This is a genomic window from Myxococcus sp. RHSTA-1-4 (assembly GCF_020037125.1).
GTDB lineage: Bacteria > Myxococcota > Myxococcia > Myxococcales > Myxococcaceae > Myxococcus.
The window spans coordinates 15128-34970 of record NZ_JAIQDG010000042.1 but is presented as its reverse complement, the minus strand read 5'-3'; the positions used below and the strand labels follow the sequence as shown (position 1 = coordinate 34970).

The 19843-nt window shown below is 70.3% G+C and carries 12 protein-coding genes; 6 read left to right on the top strand and 6 right to left on the bottom strand.

The features are described 5' to 3' along the window. Positions 1–9 precede the first annotated feature (9 nt). Positions 10–963 carry a type I pantothenate kinase gene (gene coaA / locus K8638_RS38435; RefSeq protein WP_223759713.1) on the top strand — a complete coding sequence of 318 codons (954 nt, stop codon included), beginning with the start codon at positions 10–12 and terminating at the stop codon, positions 961–963. A gap of 2 nt (positions 964–965) precedes the next feature. Here the strand turns inward: coaA and K8638_RS38430 are convergent, their stop codons facing one another. The 4 genes from K8638_RS38430 to K8638_RS38415 form a co-directional block, all read right to left on the bottom strand. Continuing rightward, on the bottom strand, positions 966–3548 hold the full coding sequence (locus K8638_RS38430) for a hypothetical protein (RefSeq protein ID WP_223759712.1): 2583 nt from the start codon (positions 3546–3548) through the stop codon (positions 966–968). A gap of 16 nt (positions 3549–3564) precedes the next feature. Then, a complete protein-coding gene (locus tag K8638_RS38425) occupies positions 3565–5964 on the bottom strand; it encodes a hypothetical protein (RefSeq protein ID WP_223759711.1) in 2400 nt (799 codons plus the stop codon). 220 nt (positions 5965–6184) lie between these two features. After that, on the bottom strand, positions 6185–7753 hold the full coding sequence (locus K8638_RS38420; RefSeq protein ID WP_223759710.1) for a DUF1570 domain-containing protein: 1569 nt from the start codon (positions 7751–7753) through the stop codon (positions 6185–6187). Positions 7754–7771: 18 nt separating this feature from the next. After that, on the bottom strand, positions 7772–8275 hold the full coding sequence (locus K8638_RS38415; RefSeq protein WP_223759709.1) for a GNAT family N-acetyltransferase: 504 nt from the start codon (positions 8273–8275) through the stop codon (positions 7772–7774). A gap of 83 nt (positions 8276–8358) precedes the next feature. Here K8638_RS38415 and K8638_RS38410 point away from each other — a divergent pair, with 83 nt between their 5' ends. The 3 genes from K8638_RS38410 to K8638_RS38400 all read left to right on the top strand — a co-directional run bounded on the left by K8638_RS38410 (position 8359) and on the right by K8638_RS38400 (position 12271). Further along, positions 8359–9426, top strand: a complete 1068-nt coding sequence (locus tag K8638_RS38410) for an AbrB family transcriptional regulator (RefSeq protein ID WP_223759708.1) — start codon at positions 8359–8361, stop codon at positions 9424–9426. A gap of 100 nt (positions 9427–9526) precedes the next feature. Continuing rightward, positions 9527–11311, top strand: a complete 1785-nt coding sequence (locus tag K8638_RS38405; protein ID WP_223759707.1) for a hypothetical protein — start codon at positions 9527–9529, stop codon at positions 11309–11311. A 96-nt stretch (positions 11312–11407) separates the two neighbouring features. Beyond that, complete coding sequence (locus K8638_RS38400) at positions 11408–12271, top strand: NAD-dependent protein deacetylase (RefSeq protein ID WP_223759706.1); 864 nt, start codon at positions 11408–11410, stop codon at positions 12269–12271. 46 nt (positions 12272–12317) lie between these two features. Here the strand turns inward: K8638_RS38400 and K8638_RS38395 are convergent, their stop codons facing one another. Then, a complete protein-coding gene (locus tag K8638_RS38395) occupies positions 12318–13703 on the bottom strand; it encodes an aldehyde dehydrogenase family protein (protein WP_223759705.1) in 1386 nt (461 codons plus the stop codon). 212 nt (positions 13704–13915) lie between these two features. Here K8638_RS38395 and K8638_RS38390 point away from each other — a divergent pair, with 212 nt between their 5' ends. Continuing rightward, positions 13916–14893, top strand: a complete 978-nt coding sequence (locus K8638_RS38390) for a bifunctional 2-polyprenyl-6-hydroxyphenol methylase/3-demethylubiquinol 3-O-methyltransferase UbiG (RefSeq protein ID WP_223759704.1) — start codon at positions 13916–13918, stop codon at positions 14891–14893. Between the two features lie 276 nt (positions 14894–15169). After that, complete coding sequence (locus K8638_RS38385) at positions 15170–18121, top strand: ELWxxDGT repeat protein (protein ID WP_223759703.1); 2952 nt, start codon at positions 15170–15172, stop codon at positions 18119–18121. 22 nt (positions 18122–18143) lie between these two features. Here the strand turns inward: K8638_RS38385 and cysI are convergent, their stop codons facing one another. After that, positions 18144–19841 carry an assimilatory sulfite reductase (NADPH) hemoprotein subunit gene (gene cysI / locus K8638_RS38380; RefSeq protein WP_223759702.1) on the bottom strand — a complete coding sequence of 566 codons (1698 nt, stop codon included), beginning with the start codon at positions 19839–19841 and terminating at the stop codon, positions 18144–18146. Positions 19842–19843: the final 2 nt, after the last annotated feature.

The following is a 19843-nucleotide window of genomic DNA, read 5'->3' as shown; positions in this document are numbered from 1 at the left end:
GAGTTCTTCATGTCCGCACCCGGCAGCTCGGCTGCTTCCATGTTCATTGACCTGGAACGCGAGGCGTGGCGGGCGCTGCGTGCCTCTACGCCGCTGACGCTCGCGGAGGCGGACGTCGCCGGGCTCCGGGGCCTGGGGGAGCAGCTCGACCTGGATGAGGTGGTGGATGTCTACCTGCCGCTCTCCCGGCTGCTCAACCTGCAGGTGGCCGCGGCGCAGCGGCTGTGGGCGGACCAGCAGGCGTTCCTCGGGGGCTCGATGCAGAAGGTGCCCTTCATCATCGCCATCGCCGGGAGCGTGGCGGTAGGCAAGAGCACGACTGCCCGCATCCTCCAGGCGCTGCTGGGGCGCTGGCCGGACCACCCGCGCGTGGAGTTGGTGACGACGGACGGGTTCCTGTTTCCCAACCGCGCCCTCACCGAGCGCGGGCTGATGAAGCGCAAGGGCTTCCCGGAGAGCTATGACCGGCGCGCGCTGGTGCGCTTCCTGGCGGAGCTGAAGGCGGGGCGCGCGGAGGTGACGGCGCCGGTGTACTCGCACCTCGTCTACGACGTGGTGCCCGGAGAGGCGAAGATCATCCGTCAGCCGGACATCCTCATCCTGGAGGGGCTCAACGTCCTGCAGACGGGCCCGGTGGAAGGGAACCGGATGCCGGGCACGTTCCTCTCCGACTTCTTCGACTTCTCCATCTACGTGGACGCGAGCGAGCAGGACATCCGCCGCTGGTACGTGGACCGGTTCCTCCAGCTCCAGCAGACGGCGTTCCGCGACGAGCGCAGCTACTTCCGCCGCTTCTCCGAGCTCACCCGCGAGCAGGCCGTGGCCCTCGCCGAGTCCGTGTGGGGGGAAATCAACGGGCCGAACCTGGCGCAGAACATCGCGCCCACCCGCTCTCGCGCACGGCTCATCCTCAGCAAGGGCCCGGACCACAAGGTGAAGCGGGTGCGGCTGCGGAAGCTGTAGCCCTACTTCACCGGACTGGGGCGCAGCACGGACTCCGGGACGGTGAAGCGCGCACGCAGCCCGTTCCTGCGAACCTGGTCGAGCCAGGCGTGCGCCTCCTGCACGCCCAGTCCCCGCCGCAGGAGCGTGAAAAAGAGGTGGCAGAACTCGTCCGGCAGGTTGTTGGCGAACGTCACCGGGTCGTCGTCTCCAATGGCCACCAGGACGGGACCTCCCTCGGGCAGGGGCTGGCCCGGGTGCGGCTGCAGGCGGAAGAGGGGATGCTGCTCGAGCGGGACGTCCCCGATGAGCATGTTGCTGGAGGGGTTGGCCTCCACGGTGATGCCCAGCCGTGCGAAGAGCCGCCGCAGGAAACGCTGGGCCTCGTGGAGCATCTGGCGCTCGGCCGCATCCACCGGCACTTCCTCCGGGACCTGCCCCCGCGCGTAGATGCCCGGGTCGGTCAGGTAGAGGTAGCACAGGTTCTGCGCCTCCCCCTTGAAGCGCCAGCGGGGCACATTGAGCATGAAGGGGTAGCGCGCCCTGCCTATCAGGAAGGCAGGGCAGTGGCGGAGCCGCCGTGACAGGATCAATTCCTCCACGTTCCGGTAGGCGCCGCCGTAGATGGCGCGGGCCAGCCGATCGATGCGTCCGTGCAGCCAGTCCACCCGGCCCGCCTCTCCCCGCATGTCTCCGGCGCGGTAGCGGGCAAGCTCCCAGATGAGGTCATCCAGCAGTTCCTCCCGGGGCTGCCAGATGGACGGTGCCGTTTGCGCCCACAGGTCGGGGTCCAGGGCGAGCGCGAAGGCATGGCCCAGCCGGTCTCCAGGCTGGAGCGCGCCGAACTCGATGGGCTCATGCATCCGGCGCAGTCCCTCCACGAGTCTGCGGAAGTCCTCGCCCGCGTGCAGCGTCAGGCGGAAGGGCGGAATCCGCGAATGGGGAGCCAGCAGCCTGGCCGCCTCGCGTGAGGCCGCGCGCATCCGTTCCAGGAGGGGAAGGAACACCCAGGTGGGGATGGCCAGCTCCACGTTGCAGGTGTCCATGCCCCGCAGGACGATGAGCAGCTCCGGGTGGCGCTTGAGGGCATGCTCGACGGCGACGGCCTCGTGATGGCGCCGCTGGTAGTAGCTGCCGAATCGGCAGCCATACACCATGTCCGCCGGGTCCGCGTGGCGCATCCGGCTGGTGCCCGAGGACGTGCGGTCCAGCTCCTTCACGAAGTGCAGCATCAGGCCCCGCTCGGTCTCCCCGTGGGCCGGGCCGGGAGCCGTGGCGATGGCCCGGATGATGCGGCGGTTCAGGTGCCACTGTCGCTCGGGCGCCGTGCGGACCTCGAGTGACTTGAGCGGCAGTCCGCGGGACTCCAGCAGGAGCGCCGAGTTCATCAACACCGGCGTGTCCAGGTCCAGGCGCAGCGCGGAGATGCGCCCGTAATGGATGGTGAACCAGTCCAGCCCGGCCGTTCCGGGTTGCTGGACGAGGTGGCGGTAGGTGCGGTTGCGGATGCGCTCGTACTGCCAGAAGATCTGGGCGAAGTGCTCCTCTCGCGGATTGTCCAGGATGAAGCGCAGCGCGCGCGTCGTGAGCCGCGTCTCGGCCAGGGCCCCACGCGTCATGCTGAACCAGTCGTGAAGCGGGTCCGCGCGGCGGATGTCCTCCAGGGACCTCGGGGGGCGCGTCCTGGGAGAAGGACCGGGGTCCACATGCTGCAGGCGGCGGAGGACCGGAAGGAGTTGCCTGTGGCCCACCGCTCCCTTGCCCCCGGCGAGGGCCGCCATCGCCTTCAGGTGAAGTGAGGCATCGGGACCTCTCGTGACGAGCTTCCGGACAAAGGGGATGAAGGCGTGCTCGCGCTCCCACCTCACGAGTCCTGACTCGAAGTGCCACAGGAATGAGGCCAGGGTGATGCGGGCCAGGGCCGCGGTGACCAGCCAGTCCAGGAACGTCCCGGGAGCGCCGAAGGGGACCCCTCCCTTGGACTGGAGACGCTCCGGACGGGGCGGGCTGACCCCGATGCGGGTCATGAGATTGGTCCACAGCCACTCGAAGGGAATGGCTGCGCCCAGGTGCAGGTGGGTCTGGGCAATGCCGTCCTCCTGGAAGAAGTGCCCCAGGTGTGCCGTGCCGAGGGTGACGAAGTCGGTCGTGGGCTCGGTCCTGCTCTCCGCCGCGCAGGCCGCGATGAACAGGTCCGGCGGGAGGACGAGTGAGATCCACCGCCAGCGCTCCGCCACACGTTCGATGGGCTGCTCATCGCCATGAGACAGTGTCACCTGGTGCCCCAGCGCGACGAGGTATCTGCCCGCGATGTGGAGCAGCAGCCCCTCCAGGGGCAGCTTGCGGTATCCCTTCGTGGAACTCGGCTGGGAGACCGCGGACCAGGCCTGCTCGCGGATCTGCTTGAGCACCTCCAGCGACAACCCGCGAGCAATGGGGCGCAGTTTGTCGATGAGGGCATCCGCGAACCGCCGCGAGGCGCCGACATGGAGGCCATGCTCGTTTCGCTCCATGGCGGTGAGCGCCATTTCGAAGGACAACTCGGAGTTGAAGGGCCAGGCCAGGACCTCCGCTTCGAGGTGGGGTGTGTTCGCGACCGTCGTCATGACCGTGGCACCCGTGTCAGCGCTTGAACTCGCGGATTTCCTTCTCCGACGGAGGCCAGCGCCTGCCCGCTCCCATCAGTTGCTCGTCGAGCTGTTGAAGGAGGCCGCGGGCGCGGAGCTCCACCTTCGCTGGCTTGACCTGCTCCAGCGCGGACTGGGCCCTCTTCAGGCGGGACAGCTCGCTGCGCGAGGGCTTGATGCCCCCATCGACCAACGCATGCATGAGCTTCCAGGAGAGAGTCTCTGGAAGCCCCGATTCAGGCGCCGCCAGCAGGAACAGGCGCTCATCAATCCAGTCCAGGAGCGCCCGCCTGTGTAGCGCGGGCGATTTCCTGGCAGGTTTGCCCTCCTCCGGCTCTCTCTCCGTGAATTGCTTTTGCAAATCGAGGAGTTGCTTCAGCGCTTCTTCCCAATCGAGCGCAATGGCTGTCGGAGCTTCGCCAGGCTTTTTCTCCCCATGCGCCCAGGCGAGACTGCCCAGGAAGATGGCGAGCATCTGCTTGAAGACCTCCTCCCTCGAGGCGCTCTCAACCCCGTCTGGCCATGGCTTCCCGATGCCCTGGTTCCAGTAGTCGTTGGCGTACCTGGCATACGTGGAGCCCACCCAGTCCGGGGTAGGCCAGCTGAACCGGACCTGCAGCACGCCGGAGGCGAGCCGGATTGGAACGGAGACCCGGATATGAGGGGCCACGAGCCCGTCCACCTGGAAGGCGCCCCCCAGTTCATCCTCCTCATCGGCCGCCACGTCGATGGCCAGTACGAGCAGCGCCGTCAGATGGTCGGGAACTTCCCGGGGGAAATCCCCTCGGACCTTCCATACGAAGCCATCGACGGTGCTGAGCTCGTACCGGAGGTCCTCATGGGTCAAGAGAGGTCGTGAGCGGGGTTGGCCACGTTGCCTGAGGGGTTCATCGAGCGACACCCGTAGCGTGCGCGTCCAGGAGCCGTCAGCCGCTTGCGTGTCTGGGAACTGGACCGCATGCCGCAGGCCCTTGTCGGACCCTCGGGAGAACGCCTGGTTCTCGATGGCATCGTGCCAGAAGATGTAGACCAGCTCTGCATGGGTCACCGGCCTTTCCCTGGCTGCCACTCGCAGCAGGGCGTGCTCGAGGTTGCGCAGGCGCCGGAAATACCTGGGAAGACCCACGAGCAGGAAGGGCCGCTGCTCGAATCGTTCCAGGAATTCGACGAGGAGTTTGTATTTTGATTTGAGTTCAACGAGCCATTGCCGGACATCCTTTGATATTGCGGATGGAGGTTTGTTTAGCAGGTCGGAATACAGGAGGCGGACGAGGTGATACAGGCGCAAGTCCGGCGTCAGGGGGTCGAGCGCGAAGCGCTGTCCGGGGGGGATGACCCTGTCATACGCCTGCACGGCGATTTCATGGGCCGAGGGGCGTGCATCCAGGGATTGGAACTCGCTCCGGTTGATGCCACCGCTGCCGAGCTCTCCGCGCATCAGTCCGTGGTGGGCGATGCGGAGCATCTTGACGAACAGGTGACTCTGGCCTGTCAGCATGAACACGAGCTGCGGGTGCCAGAGAAAACGCACCAGCTCCAGCACCTCCACGCAGCGATTCGGATTCATGTCAACGTCGTCGATGGGAAGGACGAGCCGCGCCTTGCCCTTGATGGTGCGGGGGAACTGCCGGCACGCGTACTCGACGACCGCGGTAACGAAGGCGCGCCACTTGACGACCACTTCATGCCGGGAGCGCTCCGTCTGGGTGAGTTCCTCGGCGAACGACTCCGGGTCCAGTCCTCCCCGCCGCTGGTCGAGGTTGCTCTCCCAGCCATAGGCGGCGGCGGTGGCGAACTCCCGCCACGGCTTGTGCCAGGGCGCTTCGTTCCGGGACTCGGGATGCCAGCTCGCGATGGGCTGCGGCGGAATTCCCTCCAGGGTTCCCGTCGCGAGCTGTTCGATCAGGGTCGCGAACTCGTAGATGCGGCTGGCAATCCAGGTCAGTATCGAGGCGGAGCGTGGAAGCGGCTGAAGGTCCAGGGGCTTCAAGGGAATGATGCACCCTGCCTTCGCATGTTCCTTGAGGGCATCCTTGAAGGACATCCCCGCCAGGAGGTAGTCGAGCGTGCGTTGATCCTCCCTGCCCTCCCGGTCATCGTCCTGACACGAGGTGTTGGAAGCCTCCCGGGAGGCTCCGGCTCGGCCGCCCTCCGCTGGAGGCTCATCACAATCCGGGGAGGGACATTCCAGCCCCTCCGTGAGCGAGCGGCGCCAGAGTTCGAGCAGCGTCAGCATGACGCTCGTCTTCCCACTCCCTCGCCCGCCATGGATGAGCAGGACGTTGGAGGGACGCTGAATGTCCGCTGCCTGCCAGGTGAAGGGGCCCTGCTGGGGAAGCCTGACAGGATGGTCCGTTACGAACCTGACCATCCAGCGATGGATGTCGATGGCCACGTGCTTTTGGGTCGCGTCCAGCTCATCCCAGCGGTAGGGCTGCGCTTCGGGCCGCGCATGTGGCAGGACCTGTGTCTGGGGTTGGGTTGGCATCGCGCCAGCCTCTGCCTGGCGCCGGGGGAGAGGACCTGTCCCGGAGGGCTTGTGTCCCCGGGCACACGGGCACTGGTCTCACGGGGCAGGTGACTGTCCGGCGCGAGGAGTTGGAGCCGTCAGGGCGTCACGGCGCGGGCGTCGCGCAGAGCGTCCCGGCGGTGAGCTCCGCCAGCCGGCCGCGCAGGACCTTCTCCAGCGCCGGGTCTCCCTCTTCCTGGAGCAACTCCAGGGCGCGCTGCTCCATCTGGATGGCCGCGTCGCAGTCGCCGCTGCCCGCCAGGGCCATGGCGTAGGTGTCCAGGGCGTAGGTGCTCCAGGGCATCAACCCGACGGCCCCCTGCGCCAGCGGGAGTGCCTCCGCGATTCGCCCCTGCTTGACGTACAGCCACGCCAGCCCCGTGGCCGCGTACGCGTTCAGGGGCTCCAGCTCCAGTGCCTTCTTGTACGCCGCCTCCTGCTCGGCCAACGCTTCCGGGCCCGGGCCTGGCGCCGAGGCCAGCAGCAGCCACGCCTCGCTCTCGTCCGGGTGGGCCTGCACCGCCGCGCGGGCGATGCCGGGCCGCTCATGCCCGGGTGCCGCGCGCAGCTTCGTGGAGAGCGCCAGCAGGCTGTTCGGGTCCAACCGGAGCGCCTCATCCAGCTCGTCGCGCGACAGCTTCCACCGGTTGGTGATGAACGGCTCCCGGTGGGCCATGCCCGCCGCCAGCGCCGCCAGCTTCGCGCGGATGGCGTGGACCTCGGCGTCCTCGAGCTCCTGCTCGATGAAGCTCGCGCTGATGAGCGGCACCGTCACGGTGCGCTCCGCGAAGGAGTGACGCCGGGAGTACTCGCGCAGCACGCCGTCGAGCGACGGGGACTCCAGCTCGGGAAGCGCCTGCCGCAGGGCCTCGTCCGGCGCGGCGCCCTTCGCGAGCAGGGCCTGATACGCGGCGAACTCCCGCGGGCGCTCGTTGTAGAGCCAGTGCACCAGCAGCCAGCTCCCCGCATACATGGCGGTGACCTGCCGGTCCTCCTCGCCGGCCTCCAGCGAGCGCTCCCAGGTGAAGACGTGCCGCATCCTCCACCCACTCAGGTAGGCGGCCCCCGCCTGTGCCAGGGTCCCCCGCATCTCGTGGACGGCCTCCAGATTGGGCGCGCCCACCACCGCCGTCTTCCCGTCCTCGGACACGCGCAGCGTCTCGAGGAACTCGGCCAGGCCTTCCGAGAGCCAGCGCGGCTGGCGGAGGAGGGCATAGGTGCTCAGGTAGTGCGCCAGCTCATGGTTCAGCCGCGACGAGGAGGCCCGTGAGTGTCCCGAGAAGCGCAGCTCCCACGTGCCGGGCCGGCCCGGGAGGGCGATGAGCGCCTCCGTGTCGGACCGGAAGAAGAAGGCCCGCACCCGGTGGGGATAGAGGCCCTCGAACTCGCGCCAGTCCTGGAGGATGTAGACCTGGAGCTTCGGCATCGGCCGGGCCAGCGCGTCGGGCCACATCGCCGCGAGCATGGCGACGCGTGTCCGCTCCAGCAGGTGCATCGCCTTGCGCGCCTCTTCCGGCGGCAGGTCTGTCTGGAGCGAATAATGGTCGCTGTCCAGCCGCACCCACGGGCGGCCTCCCTCGCCAGGGCACCGGGTGAAGCGCGGGCCCACCACGCACGCCATCTGGGACGCGGCGAGCAACGTGAGCAGCGCTCCCATCGCGAGGCCATGGCGCACGTCGTTCCCTCTTCTCCATCAGGGCGTGGGCCCCGGACCGTGAAGGGTGGGCGCGCGAGCCTGACGCGGGCGCACCATCTCGATGTGGGGGATGCCGTCCTCGTCGTACACGTCTCCCTCCGCGTGGAAGCCAACGCTCTCGTAGAAGCGCTGGAGGTAGTGCTGGGCGGAGATGCGGATGGGCGTGCCCGGGTACTCGGCGTCCAGCCGGGCGATGCCCCTCTCCACGACTTCGCGCCCGAGCCCGCGCCCTCGCGCGCGGGGGGCGGTGACGACGCGGCCGAGGCTGCTCGCGCCGGGGAACTTCACGCCGGGGGGCAGCACGCGCAGGTAGGCGGCGAGGAAGGGCGCGCCCTCCGCGTCCTCGAAGGCGAGCAGGTGGGCCGCCTCTCGGTCCAACCCGTCCGCGTCCAGGTAGATGGAGCGCTGCTCCACCACGAACACCTCCTGCCGCAGGGCGAGCACCGAGTACAGCTCGTCCAGCGTCAGCTCCGCGAAGTGTTTCCATTGCCAGCGAGACATGAGGTGGGCGTGTAGCACGGCTGATGGCCCGGGTCCTCCCCACCCGGCGCGGGCGGTGCGCTGCTGGTACCTTCGCGGGCCTCATGACGAAGGACTCCGGGCCCGGAGGCACGTCGCGCGGGCGCGTGGCGGCCGTCACCGTGGCGTCGCTGCTCGGCGCGGCCCTGGCCGAGGCCACCCAACTGCCCGCCGGTGCGCTGCTGGGCGCGATGCTGGTGTCGATTGCGGGTGCGCTGGTGCTGGACGCCCACGTGCCGGTGCCCCGCCCCCTGCTGGTGATGGCGCAGGCCGTGCTGGGCGGGGCCATGTGCTCCTCCTTCCGGCCGGAGGCGTGGGCCGCGCTCGCCGAGCACTGGCCCGTGGCGCTGGCCGCCGTGGTGGGCGTGGTGGCCGTCGCCCAGGGCGTGGCGCTGGTGTGCGCGCGGCTGGGACACCTGGACGCCCGCACCGCCACCCTGGGACTGATGCCGGGCGGGGCCTCGGCGATGATTGCCCTCAGCGAGGAGCTGGGCACCGACTCGCGGCTGGTGACGCTCTTCCAGTACGTGCGCCTCTCCCTCGTCATCCTCGTGGCGGTGCTGGTGGGGCGGTGGGCCGGGGACTCGCCCGACGTGCGGCTCGCCAGTGCCGCGGAGCTGCCCGGTGCGCCCCCGGCATGGCAGGCCTGGGGAACCACGGCCCTCGTGACCGCCGTGGGAGGCTGGCTGGGCGCGCGGCTGAAGCTGCCGGCAGGCGTCTTCCTCGGCCCCGTGCTGCTGGGCATTCCCCTCACGGCCCTGGGCCTGCCGGTGGGGGCGTGGCCTCCCGGGGTGCTGCCGCTGTCACTGTGGGTGCTCGGCGCGCGCGTGGGCAGCCAGTTCGACGCCTCGGCCGTGCACGAGCTGCGGCGTGCCGCGCTCGTCGCCGTGGCCGCCGCGCTGGCCATGGTGGGCGGCTGCCTGCTGCTCGCCTGGGGCTGGTCCGCGGCGAGCGGCGTGGACCTGCTCACCACGTACTTCGCCACCTCGCCCGGAGGCGCGGACTCGCTGCTCGCCATCGCCCTGGGGACGCAGGCCACCCTGTCACTCGTACTCGCCGTCCAGGTGGGACGCCTCCTCCTCATCTTCCTCGTGGCGCCCACCTTCCTTCGGCGCCTCTCCGCGCGGAGGTAGTCCCCAGGGGGAGATGGCCTTTCCAGCGCACCTGGTGTTGAGATGCGCCTTGATGGAAAACCCAGATACTCCTGTAGAAAAGGCTTCTCTTGCCAGCCGCTTGCTGGCGTGGCCCCGCGTCCTCTGGCTCGCGCTGGGGGCGGCCGTCCTGGTGTCGCTGCCGGCGTTCCAGGTGGGGCTCTTTGGCGACGACTTCATCTACCTGGGCATCGTCGCGGGGCGCGAGGCGCCGGCGCCGCTGGCCAACAGCACCTTCGACCTCTACCGCTTCATCGTGGGCGACCCGGACATCGCGCGGCCGCTGGTGCAGAAGGGTGTCTTCCCCTGGTGGACGCTGCCGGAGCTGAAGCTCGCGTTCTGGCGGCCGCTGACCAGCGTGACGATGGCGGCGGACTACGCCCTCTTCGGAGAAAACACGACGGCGTACCACGTCCACTCGCTGCTCTGGTACCTGGCGCTGGTGGCGGTGTTCGCCCTGCTGATGCGGCGCACGCTGGCCGGGGCGGTGGGGGCGCTGGCGCTGGTGCTCTTCGCCATCGACGACTCGCATGCGGTGCCGCTGGCCTGGTGGTGCAACCGCAACGCGATGGTGTCCACGCTGCCCGCGCTCGTGGGGTTGTGGCTCCACATGGAGTGGCGCGAGCACGGCCGCGGGTGGGCCGCGCCCCTGTCGCTGCTGGCGCTGGCCGTGGGCCTGACGGGCGGAGAGACGGCGTTGGGCGTCTTCGCCTACGTGCTCGCCTATGAGTTGCTGGGCGCGAAGGGCCCCTGGCGCCAGCGGCTGCTGGCGGTGGCGCCCGCGGCGGTGCTCGCGCTGGCCTACCTGGCCCTCTACAAGAAGCTGGGCTACGGCTCCTTCGGCTCGGACCTGTATGTGGACCCGGTGGCGCAGCCGGTGGCCTGGCTGAAGGCGGCGTCGGTCCGCATCCCCGCCATGCTCTGGGGACTGCTGCTGAGCATCCCGACGGAGCTGACGCTCATGGGGCCGGACATGGACCTCCTCGCCGTGGCCGTCGGACTCGGCGGGTTTGCCCTGGTGGGGGGGATGCTGCGCGCTGTGTGGCCCCACCTTTCGGAGGATGAGCGCCGTCACTCGCGCTGGCTGCTGGCCGGAGCCCTCCTGTCGATGGTGCCGGTGTCCTCCACCATCCAGGGAGACCGCCTGCTGCTGGTGCCCAGCCTGGGCGGCACCGCCATCATCGCCATGGTGCTGACGCACGTCTGGCGCAACCGCGCGCGCTCCGGAGGCTGGCGCGTCCTCGCCGGTGCCGCCGGCGTGCTGGCTCTGACGCACATCCTGCTGGCGCCGGTGGCCTGGCTCAACGCCGGGCGCACCATGGGAGGCATCGGCGCGAACATGGCCCGGGTCCATAAACAGCTCGAGCAGGACCTGGACGTGGCGGCCCTGCCCGGCCAGCGCGTGGCGGTGCTCACCATGCCCAGCCCGAACCTGTCCCTCTACACCTCCATCGCCTGGTGGGCGAAGGGGCACAGGCTGCCCCGCTCGTGGTGGACCCTGTCCTATGCCTTCGACATCCAGCGAGCCACCCGCATCGGCCCCAACACGCTGGAGGTGGAGCTGACGAGGGAACGCTTCTTCGACACCATCTACGAGCGCGTCCACCGCGGCGGCGCCTTCGCGCTGAAGCAGGGGGATGAGGTGAAGCTCGACGGCCTGACGGTGAAGGTGGTGGAGGCGGACGCGCGTGGCATCAAGCGCCTGTCCTACACCTTCGACGTGCCCCTGGAGGACCCCTCGCTGCTGCTCCTGCACTGGAGGGACCGCGGGCTGCGTCGGCTGGCCATCCCGGAGATGAACGCGACGGCCGTCCTCGACTACGGCACCCTGCCGGGCGCGGCGAGTGCGGCCAGCGGCACCCCCTGACGCTCCAGGGACTTGCGCTGCCTTCCCTGTGCAGGCGGAGTCAGGGAAGGCGGGCGTCCGGCGCCGCGAAGCCCGCATCATTATATACGGCGCGAAATGACCTCCTCGCTCGATGCCCTGCCTGCCCCGGAAGCGACCGGGGGCATGGAAGCCCTCGTTTCACTGCTCCGCGGCCGGCGCACGGTGGTGCTCACCGGCGCCGGGTGCAGCACCGAGTCAGGCATCCCGGACTACCGGGGGCCGGGGACGCGGGCGCGAGCGCGCAACCCCATCCAGCACCGCGAGTTCCTGACGCGGCCGGAGACCCGCGCGCGCTACTGGGCGCGGAGCCTGCTCGGCTGGCCGCGCTTCTCCGCGGCGAAGCCGAACGCCGCGCACCACGCCCTGGCGGAGCTGGAGCGGAACGGGCACGTGCCGGGGCTCATCACCCAGAACGTGGACCGGCTGCACCACGCCGCCGGCAGCTCGCGCATCATCGAGCTGCACGGCGCGCTGGCGCGGGTCCGCTGCCTGGACTGTGGCGCACCTGAGCCGAGGGCGGAGCTCCAGGAGCGGCTGCTGGCGCTCAACCCCGGCTTCACGCACCAGGTGCTGGAGCTGCGTCCGGACGGTGACGCGGAGCTGTCCTCGGAGCTGCTGTCGTCCTTCCACGTGCCGGGGTGCCTGGGCTGTGGCGGGACGCTGAAGCCGGACGTGGTGTTCTTCGGAGACAACGTGCCGGCGCCCACGGTGGAGGCCGCCTTCTCCCTGGTGGAGGAGGGCGACGCGCTGCTCATCGTGGGCTCGTCGCTGGCCATCTTCTCCGGCTACCGCTTCCTGGTGCGCGCCTCGGAGCGCCGCATGCCCATCGCCATCGTCAACATCGGCGAGTGCCGAGGCGTGGAGCTGGCGGACGTGCGCGTGGAGGCGCGGGCCGGAGACGTGCTGCCCCGGCTGGCGGAGGCGCTGGGGCGGGCGTGACGGCGGCTGGCGCCGCTGCGCGCGGCTGCTCGGGACAGCCTCTCACTCAGAACCGAAGCCGGTAGTGGAGGGCCTTCGGCCGCGTCAGCGCGTCGAAGCCGAGCGCGCTCAGCGTCACACCCCGTCCGGAGTCCTTCACGCCGCTCCAAGGCAGCGCGGGGTCCAGCGAGTCGCAGCGGTTCATGTAGACGGTGCCGGCCTCCAGTTGCCGCGCAAGCCGGTCGGCGCGGTCGCGGTCGGACGTCCAGACGCTCGCGGTGAGCCCCAGGCTGGACGCGTTCATCAGCGCCAGGGCCTCCTCGTCGGAGCGGACCGGGGTGATGGGCAGCAGCGGCCCGAAGGACTCCTCGCGCATCACCCGGGCGTCGGCGCTCACGTCCTTGAGCAGCGTCGGCTCGAAGAAGCGGCCCTTCCCATGGACCTGCGTCGCACGGCCCCCGTGGAGGAGCTGCGCGCCGCGGCTGGTGGCGTCCTGGACGAACGCCCGCAGCTCGGCCGGGTGCCAGGGCTGGGCAATGGGGCCGAGCGTCGTCTTGTCGGACTCCGGGTCTCCCAGCACATACGCGCGCACGAGCGGCTCCACGGCGTCCACGAAGCGCTGGTACAGCGACTGGTGCACGTACACGCGCTCCACCGCGCAGCAGCTCTGCCCGGCGTTGTACATGGCGCCGTCGACGATGTTCTCCACCGTCTTGTCGAAGTCGCAGTCGGGCGCGACGTAGGCCGGGTCGTTGCCGCCCAGCTCGAGGCCGATGTGCAGGAAGCGGTCCTTCGCGGCCGCCTGCAGCTTGTGCCCGCCGAGGACGGAGCCGGTGAAGAGCACGTGGTCGATGCGCGCGTCACCGACGAGTTTCTCCGTCGCGGCGTAGTCCAGGAAGATGGCCTGCACGGTGCCGTCGGGTGCACCGGCCTCCGCGAAGGCGCGGGCGAAGTGCTCGCCACAGAGCGGGGTGCGCGGGGAGTGCTTCATGATGACCGCGTTGCCCGCGAGCACGGCCGGGGCCACGGCGTTCACCGCCGTGAGCAGCGGGTAGTTCCACGCGGGCAGGTCCAGCACCACGCCGAGCGGCTCCCTGGCGATGCGCCGCTCGAAGCCCTCCTTGGGCGGGAGGACGGTGTCCGCGAGCGACTCGGCGGCGATGGAGGCCATGTGGCGCAGCCGTCCCGCCATGCCACCCACCTCTCCCCGCGCCTGGGCGAGCGGCTTGCCCATCTGCCGGGTGATGTCGCGGGCGATGGCCTCGGTACGCTTCTCCATCGCCTCGCAGGCGCGCAACACCCGCTTCACGCGCTCCTCCACGCTCATCGCGCGGAGCGCTCTCGCGCCACCCCGGGCCCGCTCCAGCACGGCCTCCAGTTGCGCGGGCGAGGTGGGCTCGACGGAGGCGGCGACGTCGCCAGTGTACGGGTTGTCGACGATGTGTGTGCTCATGGGGTGAAGGAAAGCCGACCGGCGGGGGGACGTCAGTCCGGGAGAGGGGAGCGGGCGGGGGAAGAGCGCGCTTTACGACAGAGGAACCCAGGCAATTGTTATCGGCCCACCGCCCGCGAGGCCGTGCGGAATGGCCCACCGCCTGGAGGGCAAGCATGCATGGGGCCACATGCGCCCTGACGCCCGCGCCGCGGTCGAATACGGTCCGCGTCATGTCGAGCCCCACCGATTCCTCCCCGCGTCCGAGGCGCTTCCACGATGAGCCGCTCATCGACATCCTCCGCCACCTCCGCGAGGAGCTCCGGGCCGGCGGCGCGCGCATCGAGGTGCCCGACCCGGACCTCGGCCGGGGCTGCTATCCGGGCGAGCGGGCAGGGCCGGGCGGTGGGCTCGTGCACCGGCCGCTGCGGAGCTGGTGTGACCTGGCGGAGGGGCTCTCCTGCCGGCTCCTCACGCCGCGCACCGTGGACGCCACCCACGTGGCGCTCACGTTCGAGCGGCTCGGCGCCGAGGCGCCCTGGCACGCGGGAGGGGAGAAAACCGAGGAGGCGCATCCCCCGCAAGAGCGCTACGGGACGGGCTCCGCGTTCGCCCGGGTGCGCAAGCTGGAGGACGCGGGCTTCCTGCTGCCCTGGCTGGAGGCGCTCGGGCGCCTGAAGCTGCCTCCCGGTGCGCGGGTGCTGGACCTGGGCGTCAACCGGGGTGACGAGCTGGCCGCCTTCGCCTGGCTCGAAGGGGCACCGGACGTCACCTTCGTCGGAGTGGACCACGGTGCCAGCGCGCTCGCCGAGGCGCGGGCCCGCTTCCCCGACGCGCGCCACCGCTTCGTCCTCGCGGACCTCAACGCCCTGCCGGCGGACCTCGGGCGCTTCCACCTGGTGGTGTCGGTGGGCACGTTGCAGAGCCCCGGCGTGGACGACCACGCGCTGCTGCGCAAGCTCGTGCAGGAGCACCTCGAGCCCCAGGCCGCGTTCGTGCTGGGATTTCCCAACTCACGCTTCCGTGACGGGGAGGTCGTCTACGGTGCCCGGGTGCGCAACCTGCGCGAGCCGGACCTCTCGCTGCTGGTGAAGGACCTTTCCTTCTACCGGCGCTATCTGCACCAGCATGGTTTCCGCACCTGGCTTGGCGGCAAGTACGACCTGCTGCTCACCGCGGTGCGGGGCGGAGATTCATCGAGCGCTGGCTGAATCCTTCCATGGTGGATGGAAGGCTCCAGGCCCTCCCCTTTGGGCGGGTTGTCCCGGACCCAATCCCTGTCGCATCTAGGCACTTCGAGGTGGTGCAAGCCTTCGCACGCCTGAGGGGATGCCATGTCGCGACTGGGTAGGTGTTTGCTCCTGGCGGTAGCCGTTGTCTGTCTTCTGCCCGGGGCCGGCGTGGCGTCGGAAGTGTCACCTCCTTCCGCGAATTGGGAGCCCGTGCCGGTATGCCCGGCGCCGAGGTGTGCGCCGGCCCTGCCGGTCGTGGACATCGACTTCGGCAGGAGGTCGAGCATTCCCGCCGCGCTCGTCGAAATGGGGGGCACGCTCTACTTCAGTGCGGCGGACCTGGCCCACGGCCGCGAGCTGTGGCGGAGCGATGGGACGGCCGCGGGGACGTTCATGGTCAGGGACATCCATCCCGGGCCTGACAGTGGGGTGACGGACGTCGACGACGAGCTGTGGCTCGCCACCCGCCCGCTGGTGGTGCTGGGCGGCGTCCTCCTCTTCCGGGCCGACGACGGCGTCCATGGCCATGAGCTGTGGAGGAGCGACGGCACGGCGGAGGGCACGGTGCTCGTCAAGGACATCAACCCGGGCCTGGAGGGCTCGGGGCTCTCGGGGATGCTGCTCGTGGAGGGAGTCCTCTTCTTCGCGGCGGAGGATGGAACCGGCGGGCGCGAGCTGTGGCGGAGCGACGGGACGGAGGCTGGCACGTACCGGGTGGCGGACATCGCCCCGGGGCCCGCGAGCTCGTGGCCCGACTCCCTGGCCTCCGTGGGCGGCACGCTCTTCTTCAGGGCCGACGACGGGACGCACGGTGAGGAGCTGTGGAAGAGCGATGGGACGGCCGCGGGCACGGTGCTCGTCAGGGACATCGTCCCCGGCTCGGAGGGTGGGTATCCCTTCCTCCTGACGCCGGTGGGGGACACGCTCTACTTCTCCGCCTCCGACGAGCCGCACGGCCGCGAGCTCTGGAAGAGCGATGGGACGGAGGCCGGCACGGTGCTCGTCGAGGACATCCAGCCCGGTCCCGGCTGGGGCTCTCCAATCGGCCTCATCGCGGCCGGCGGGCGCCTCTTCTTCTTCGGCCACACGCTGGAGCACGGCGAGGAGCCGTGGGTCAGTGACGGAACGGAGGCCGGAACCTTCCTCATCGAGGACATCTACCCGGGTCCCACGGACTCGTTCCCCGACATCGACCTCCCCCGTTTCCGCCTGGCCCTGGGCGGCGTGTTGATGTTCGACGCGGATGACGGTGTGCACGGCACCGAGCTGTGGAGGAGCGATGGCACGGCGGAGGGCACGTTGCTCGTCAAGGACATCCACCCCGGCTCCGGCGACTCGACGCCGTCCTGGCTGGCGGAGGTGGCGGGGACGCTCGTGTTCTCCGCCCGCGACGAGCGGGGCCGTGACGAGCTGTGGCGGAGTGACGGGACGGAAGCCGGCACGTACCGGATACGCGCGGTGACGGGAGGGCCTCGCCATAGGGGGCCTCGCGCCTTCACCGTCCTGGGCGACTCCGTCTTCTTCCTGGCCTTCGACGAGAACATCGGCGGTGAGCTCTGGTCCCTGCCGCTGGCCTCGCTGAGCGAGGCGTGTCTGCCCGATGCGGCGGCACCCTCGGGCCGCCTGGGTGTCATGGGCGGCGGACAGGGAGCGAGCCTGGGGGCCTCGGAGGCCGGGGGCTCACCGGGGACACACGGCCTCTGGGCCCTGCTGGGGCTGCCCGTGCTCGCGCTGGGGCTGGTGCGCCGGTGGCGGTACCGGGCGTGGCCGCTCCTGGCGCTGCTGCTGCTCGTCCTCCCGGGAATGCTGGTGGGCTGCACGTCCTCCGAAGTCGTCGAGGCTGGGGCGCCCCAGGCCGGACCGGTGGACGGTGAGTCAGAAGCGTCCGAGACCTCCGCCTCCTGGTCGACCTGCAAGGGCGCCTACCAGGTCCGGGACATCGCCGCGTGCACCGAGGACTCCATGCCAGGGGGCCTGGTGGACATGCGGGGGACGCTCTACTTCTCCGCGAACGACGGACGCATCGGAAACGAGCTGTGGCGGAGCGATGGCACCCGGGGCGGCACCCGGCGTGTGGACGACATCGCTCCCGGGGCGGCCAGCGCGTTCCCGCGCGAGCTGACCCCGGTGGGAGGACTGCTCTACTTCACCGCGGACGATGGAGTGCATGGGCGCGAGCTGTGGAAGAGCGATGGCACCGCGGCCGGGACGCGGCTGGTCGAGGACATCCTCCCGGGCCCCGAGGGCTCGGAGCCACGCGAGCTGACGGTGGTGGACGGCAAGCTCTTCTTCCTCGTCCGGACGCCGGACTTCCGCACGGAGCTGTGGAAGAGCGATGGGACGCGGGGCGGGACGACGCGGGTGAAGGGCGACGGCGAGCCCTGGCAGCTCGTGGCGCTGGGGCGCCTGCTGCTCTTCGCGGCCTGGGACCCGGCGGGGGGGCTGGAGCTGTGGCGGAGCAACGGGACGCAGGCCGGCACGTACCGGCTCGCGGACCTGGTGCCGGGAGCTGGGAGCTCGAATCCCGTCTTCCTGACGCCGGTGGGCAGCAAGCTCTACTTCGCCGCCTCTCCGGAGGCCGGTGGTGGGCGCGAGCTGTTCGTCACCGACGGGACGCTGGCGGGGACGCGGCTGGTGAAGGACATCTTCCCGGGGAGCGAGGGTTCCTATCCGGAAGGCTTCGTGGGGGTGGGCGACACGGTCTTCTTCGCCGCCTACCGCCCGGGGCCGGACTTCGAGCTGCGGCTCTACAAGAGCGACGGGACGGAGGAGGGGACCGTCCTGGTGGGGAGCGTGTCCCCACGGCCCTTCTCGCTGGTGGCCGTGGGCCGGCAGGTCTTCTTCCTCAACCTCGCGGACGACGAGGACGGGGAGCTGTGGCGGACGGACGGCACGGACGCGGGGACGCGGCGGGTGAAGGACATCGTCCCGGGGCCCGAGGGCTCGAAGCCGGCGGACCTGACGGCGGTGGGCGACTGGCTGTTCTTCACCGCCTTCGACGCGGGCGCGGGCCGAGAGCCGTGGAGGAGCGATGGGACGGAGGCGGGCACGGTGCGCGTCGTGGACCTCGTGCCGGGCCTCCTCTCCTCGTTCCCGCGCGGGTTCACCGCCTCGGGCACGCGGGTGTTCTTCTCCTCGGACGACACCGTGACAGGGGAGGAGCTGTGGGCCCTTCCCCTGGCCTGCCTGCCACCCGCGCGAAGGTGAGGACCGAGGCGTCGGAACACGCTCAAGCCGCGGCGTTCGGCGTCACCCTCCGCGGTGACGCCGGGACGTGGCCGGTCCGCACCACGTAGTCGCCGAAGCCTTCACCCGCCATCCGCTCGCGTGCATATGCGGCCAGCAGCGGCTCCAGCGCGGCGAGGATGCCCTCCTCGTCGATGTTCTCCCGGTACAGCCGATTCAGCCGCTGCCCGCGCACGTCGCCACCCAGGTGGAGGTTGTACCGGCCCGGTGCCTTGCCCACGAGCCCCACCTCCGCCAGGTACGGCCGCGCGCACCCATTCGGGCACCCGGTGATGCGCAGCAGGAGGTTGGCATCCCGCAGCCCATGCGCCACCAGCCGCGCCTCCAGCTTCTCGACGAAGGCCGGCAGGTAGCGCTCGGCCTCGGCCATGGCCAGCCCGCATGTGGGCAGCGCCACGCAGGCCAGCGCGTTGCGGCGCAGGGGGCTGGCGCGCTGGAAGCCATCCAGCCCGTGCCGGACGACGAGCGCATCGATGGCGCCCCGAGCCTCCGGCGGCACGTTGGCGATGATGAGGTTCTGGTTCGCCGTGAGCCGGAAGTCGCCCTGATGGATACGGGCAATCTCCCGCAGGCCCGTGAGGTGCGGCGCTCCGGGCAGGTCCGCCACGCGACCGCTGTCCAGGTGCAGCGTGAGGTGCCATTTCCCGTCATGGCCTTCCACCCAGCCGAAGCGGTCCCCGTTGTGCTCGAAGGCGAACGGCCGCGCGGGCTCCAGGGCGAAGCCGAGCCGCCGCTCCAGCTCCGCGGTGAACCAGGGCACGCCGCGCTCCTCCAGGACGTACTTCAGGCGCGCATGCTTGCGGTTGCTCCGGTCCCCGAAGTCGCGGTGGAGCTTCACCACCTCCTCGGCGACGGCGAGTGTCTTCTCCGGAGGGATGAAGCCCACCACGTCCGCCACCCGCGGATACGTGGCCGCATCCCCGTGCGTGGCGCCCATGCCGCCACCCACCGAGACGTTGAAGCCGGCCAGCCCTCCCTTCTCGATGATGGCGATGAAGCCCAGGTCCTGAGCGAAGACGTCCACGTCGTTCAGGGGCGGAACGGCCACGGCCGTCTTGAACTTCCGGGGCAGGTAGGTGGGTCCGTAGATGGGCTCTTCCTCGCCGCCGGCCACCTTCTCGCCGTCCAGCCATATCTCGTAGTAGGCGCGCGTCCTGGGGAGCAGGTGCTCGGAGATGCGCACGGCCCACTGGTACACCGTCTCGTGAATGCGCGAGTCCACGGGGTTGGGGTTGCACAGCACGTTGCGGTTGACGTCGCCGCACGCGGCCAGCGTGTCCATCAGCGCCGCGTTGATGCGGGCGATGGTGGGCTTGAGGTCGTCCTTGAGGACGCCGTGGAGCTGGAACGCCTGCCGTGTGGTGATGCGCAGCGTGTGGTTGGCGTGCTCGCGGGCCAGTGCGTCCATGGCCAGCCACTGGGCCGGCGTGCACACGCCGCCGGGCAGACGCGTGCGGAGCATGAAGCTGTAGGCCGGCTCCAGCTTCTGCTGCCGGCGCTCCTCGCGGAGGTCACGGTCGTCCTGCTGATAGCTGCCGTGGAACTTGATGAGGCTGGTGTCCGGCGTGGCGATACTGCCCGTCACCGGGTCCACCAGACTCTCCGCCAGCGTGCCGCGCAGCAGGCGGCTCTGCGTCTTGATGTGCTCCACCTCGGAGAGGGGCTTGGGCTGGGTGCTCATGT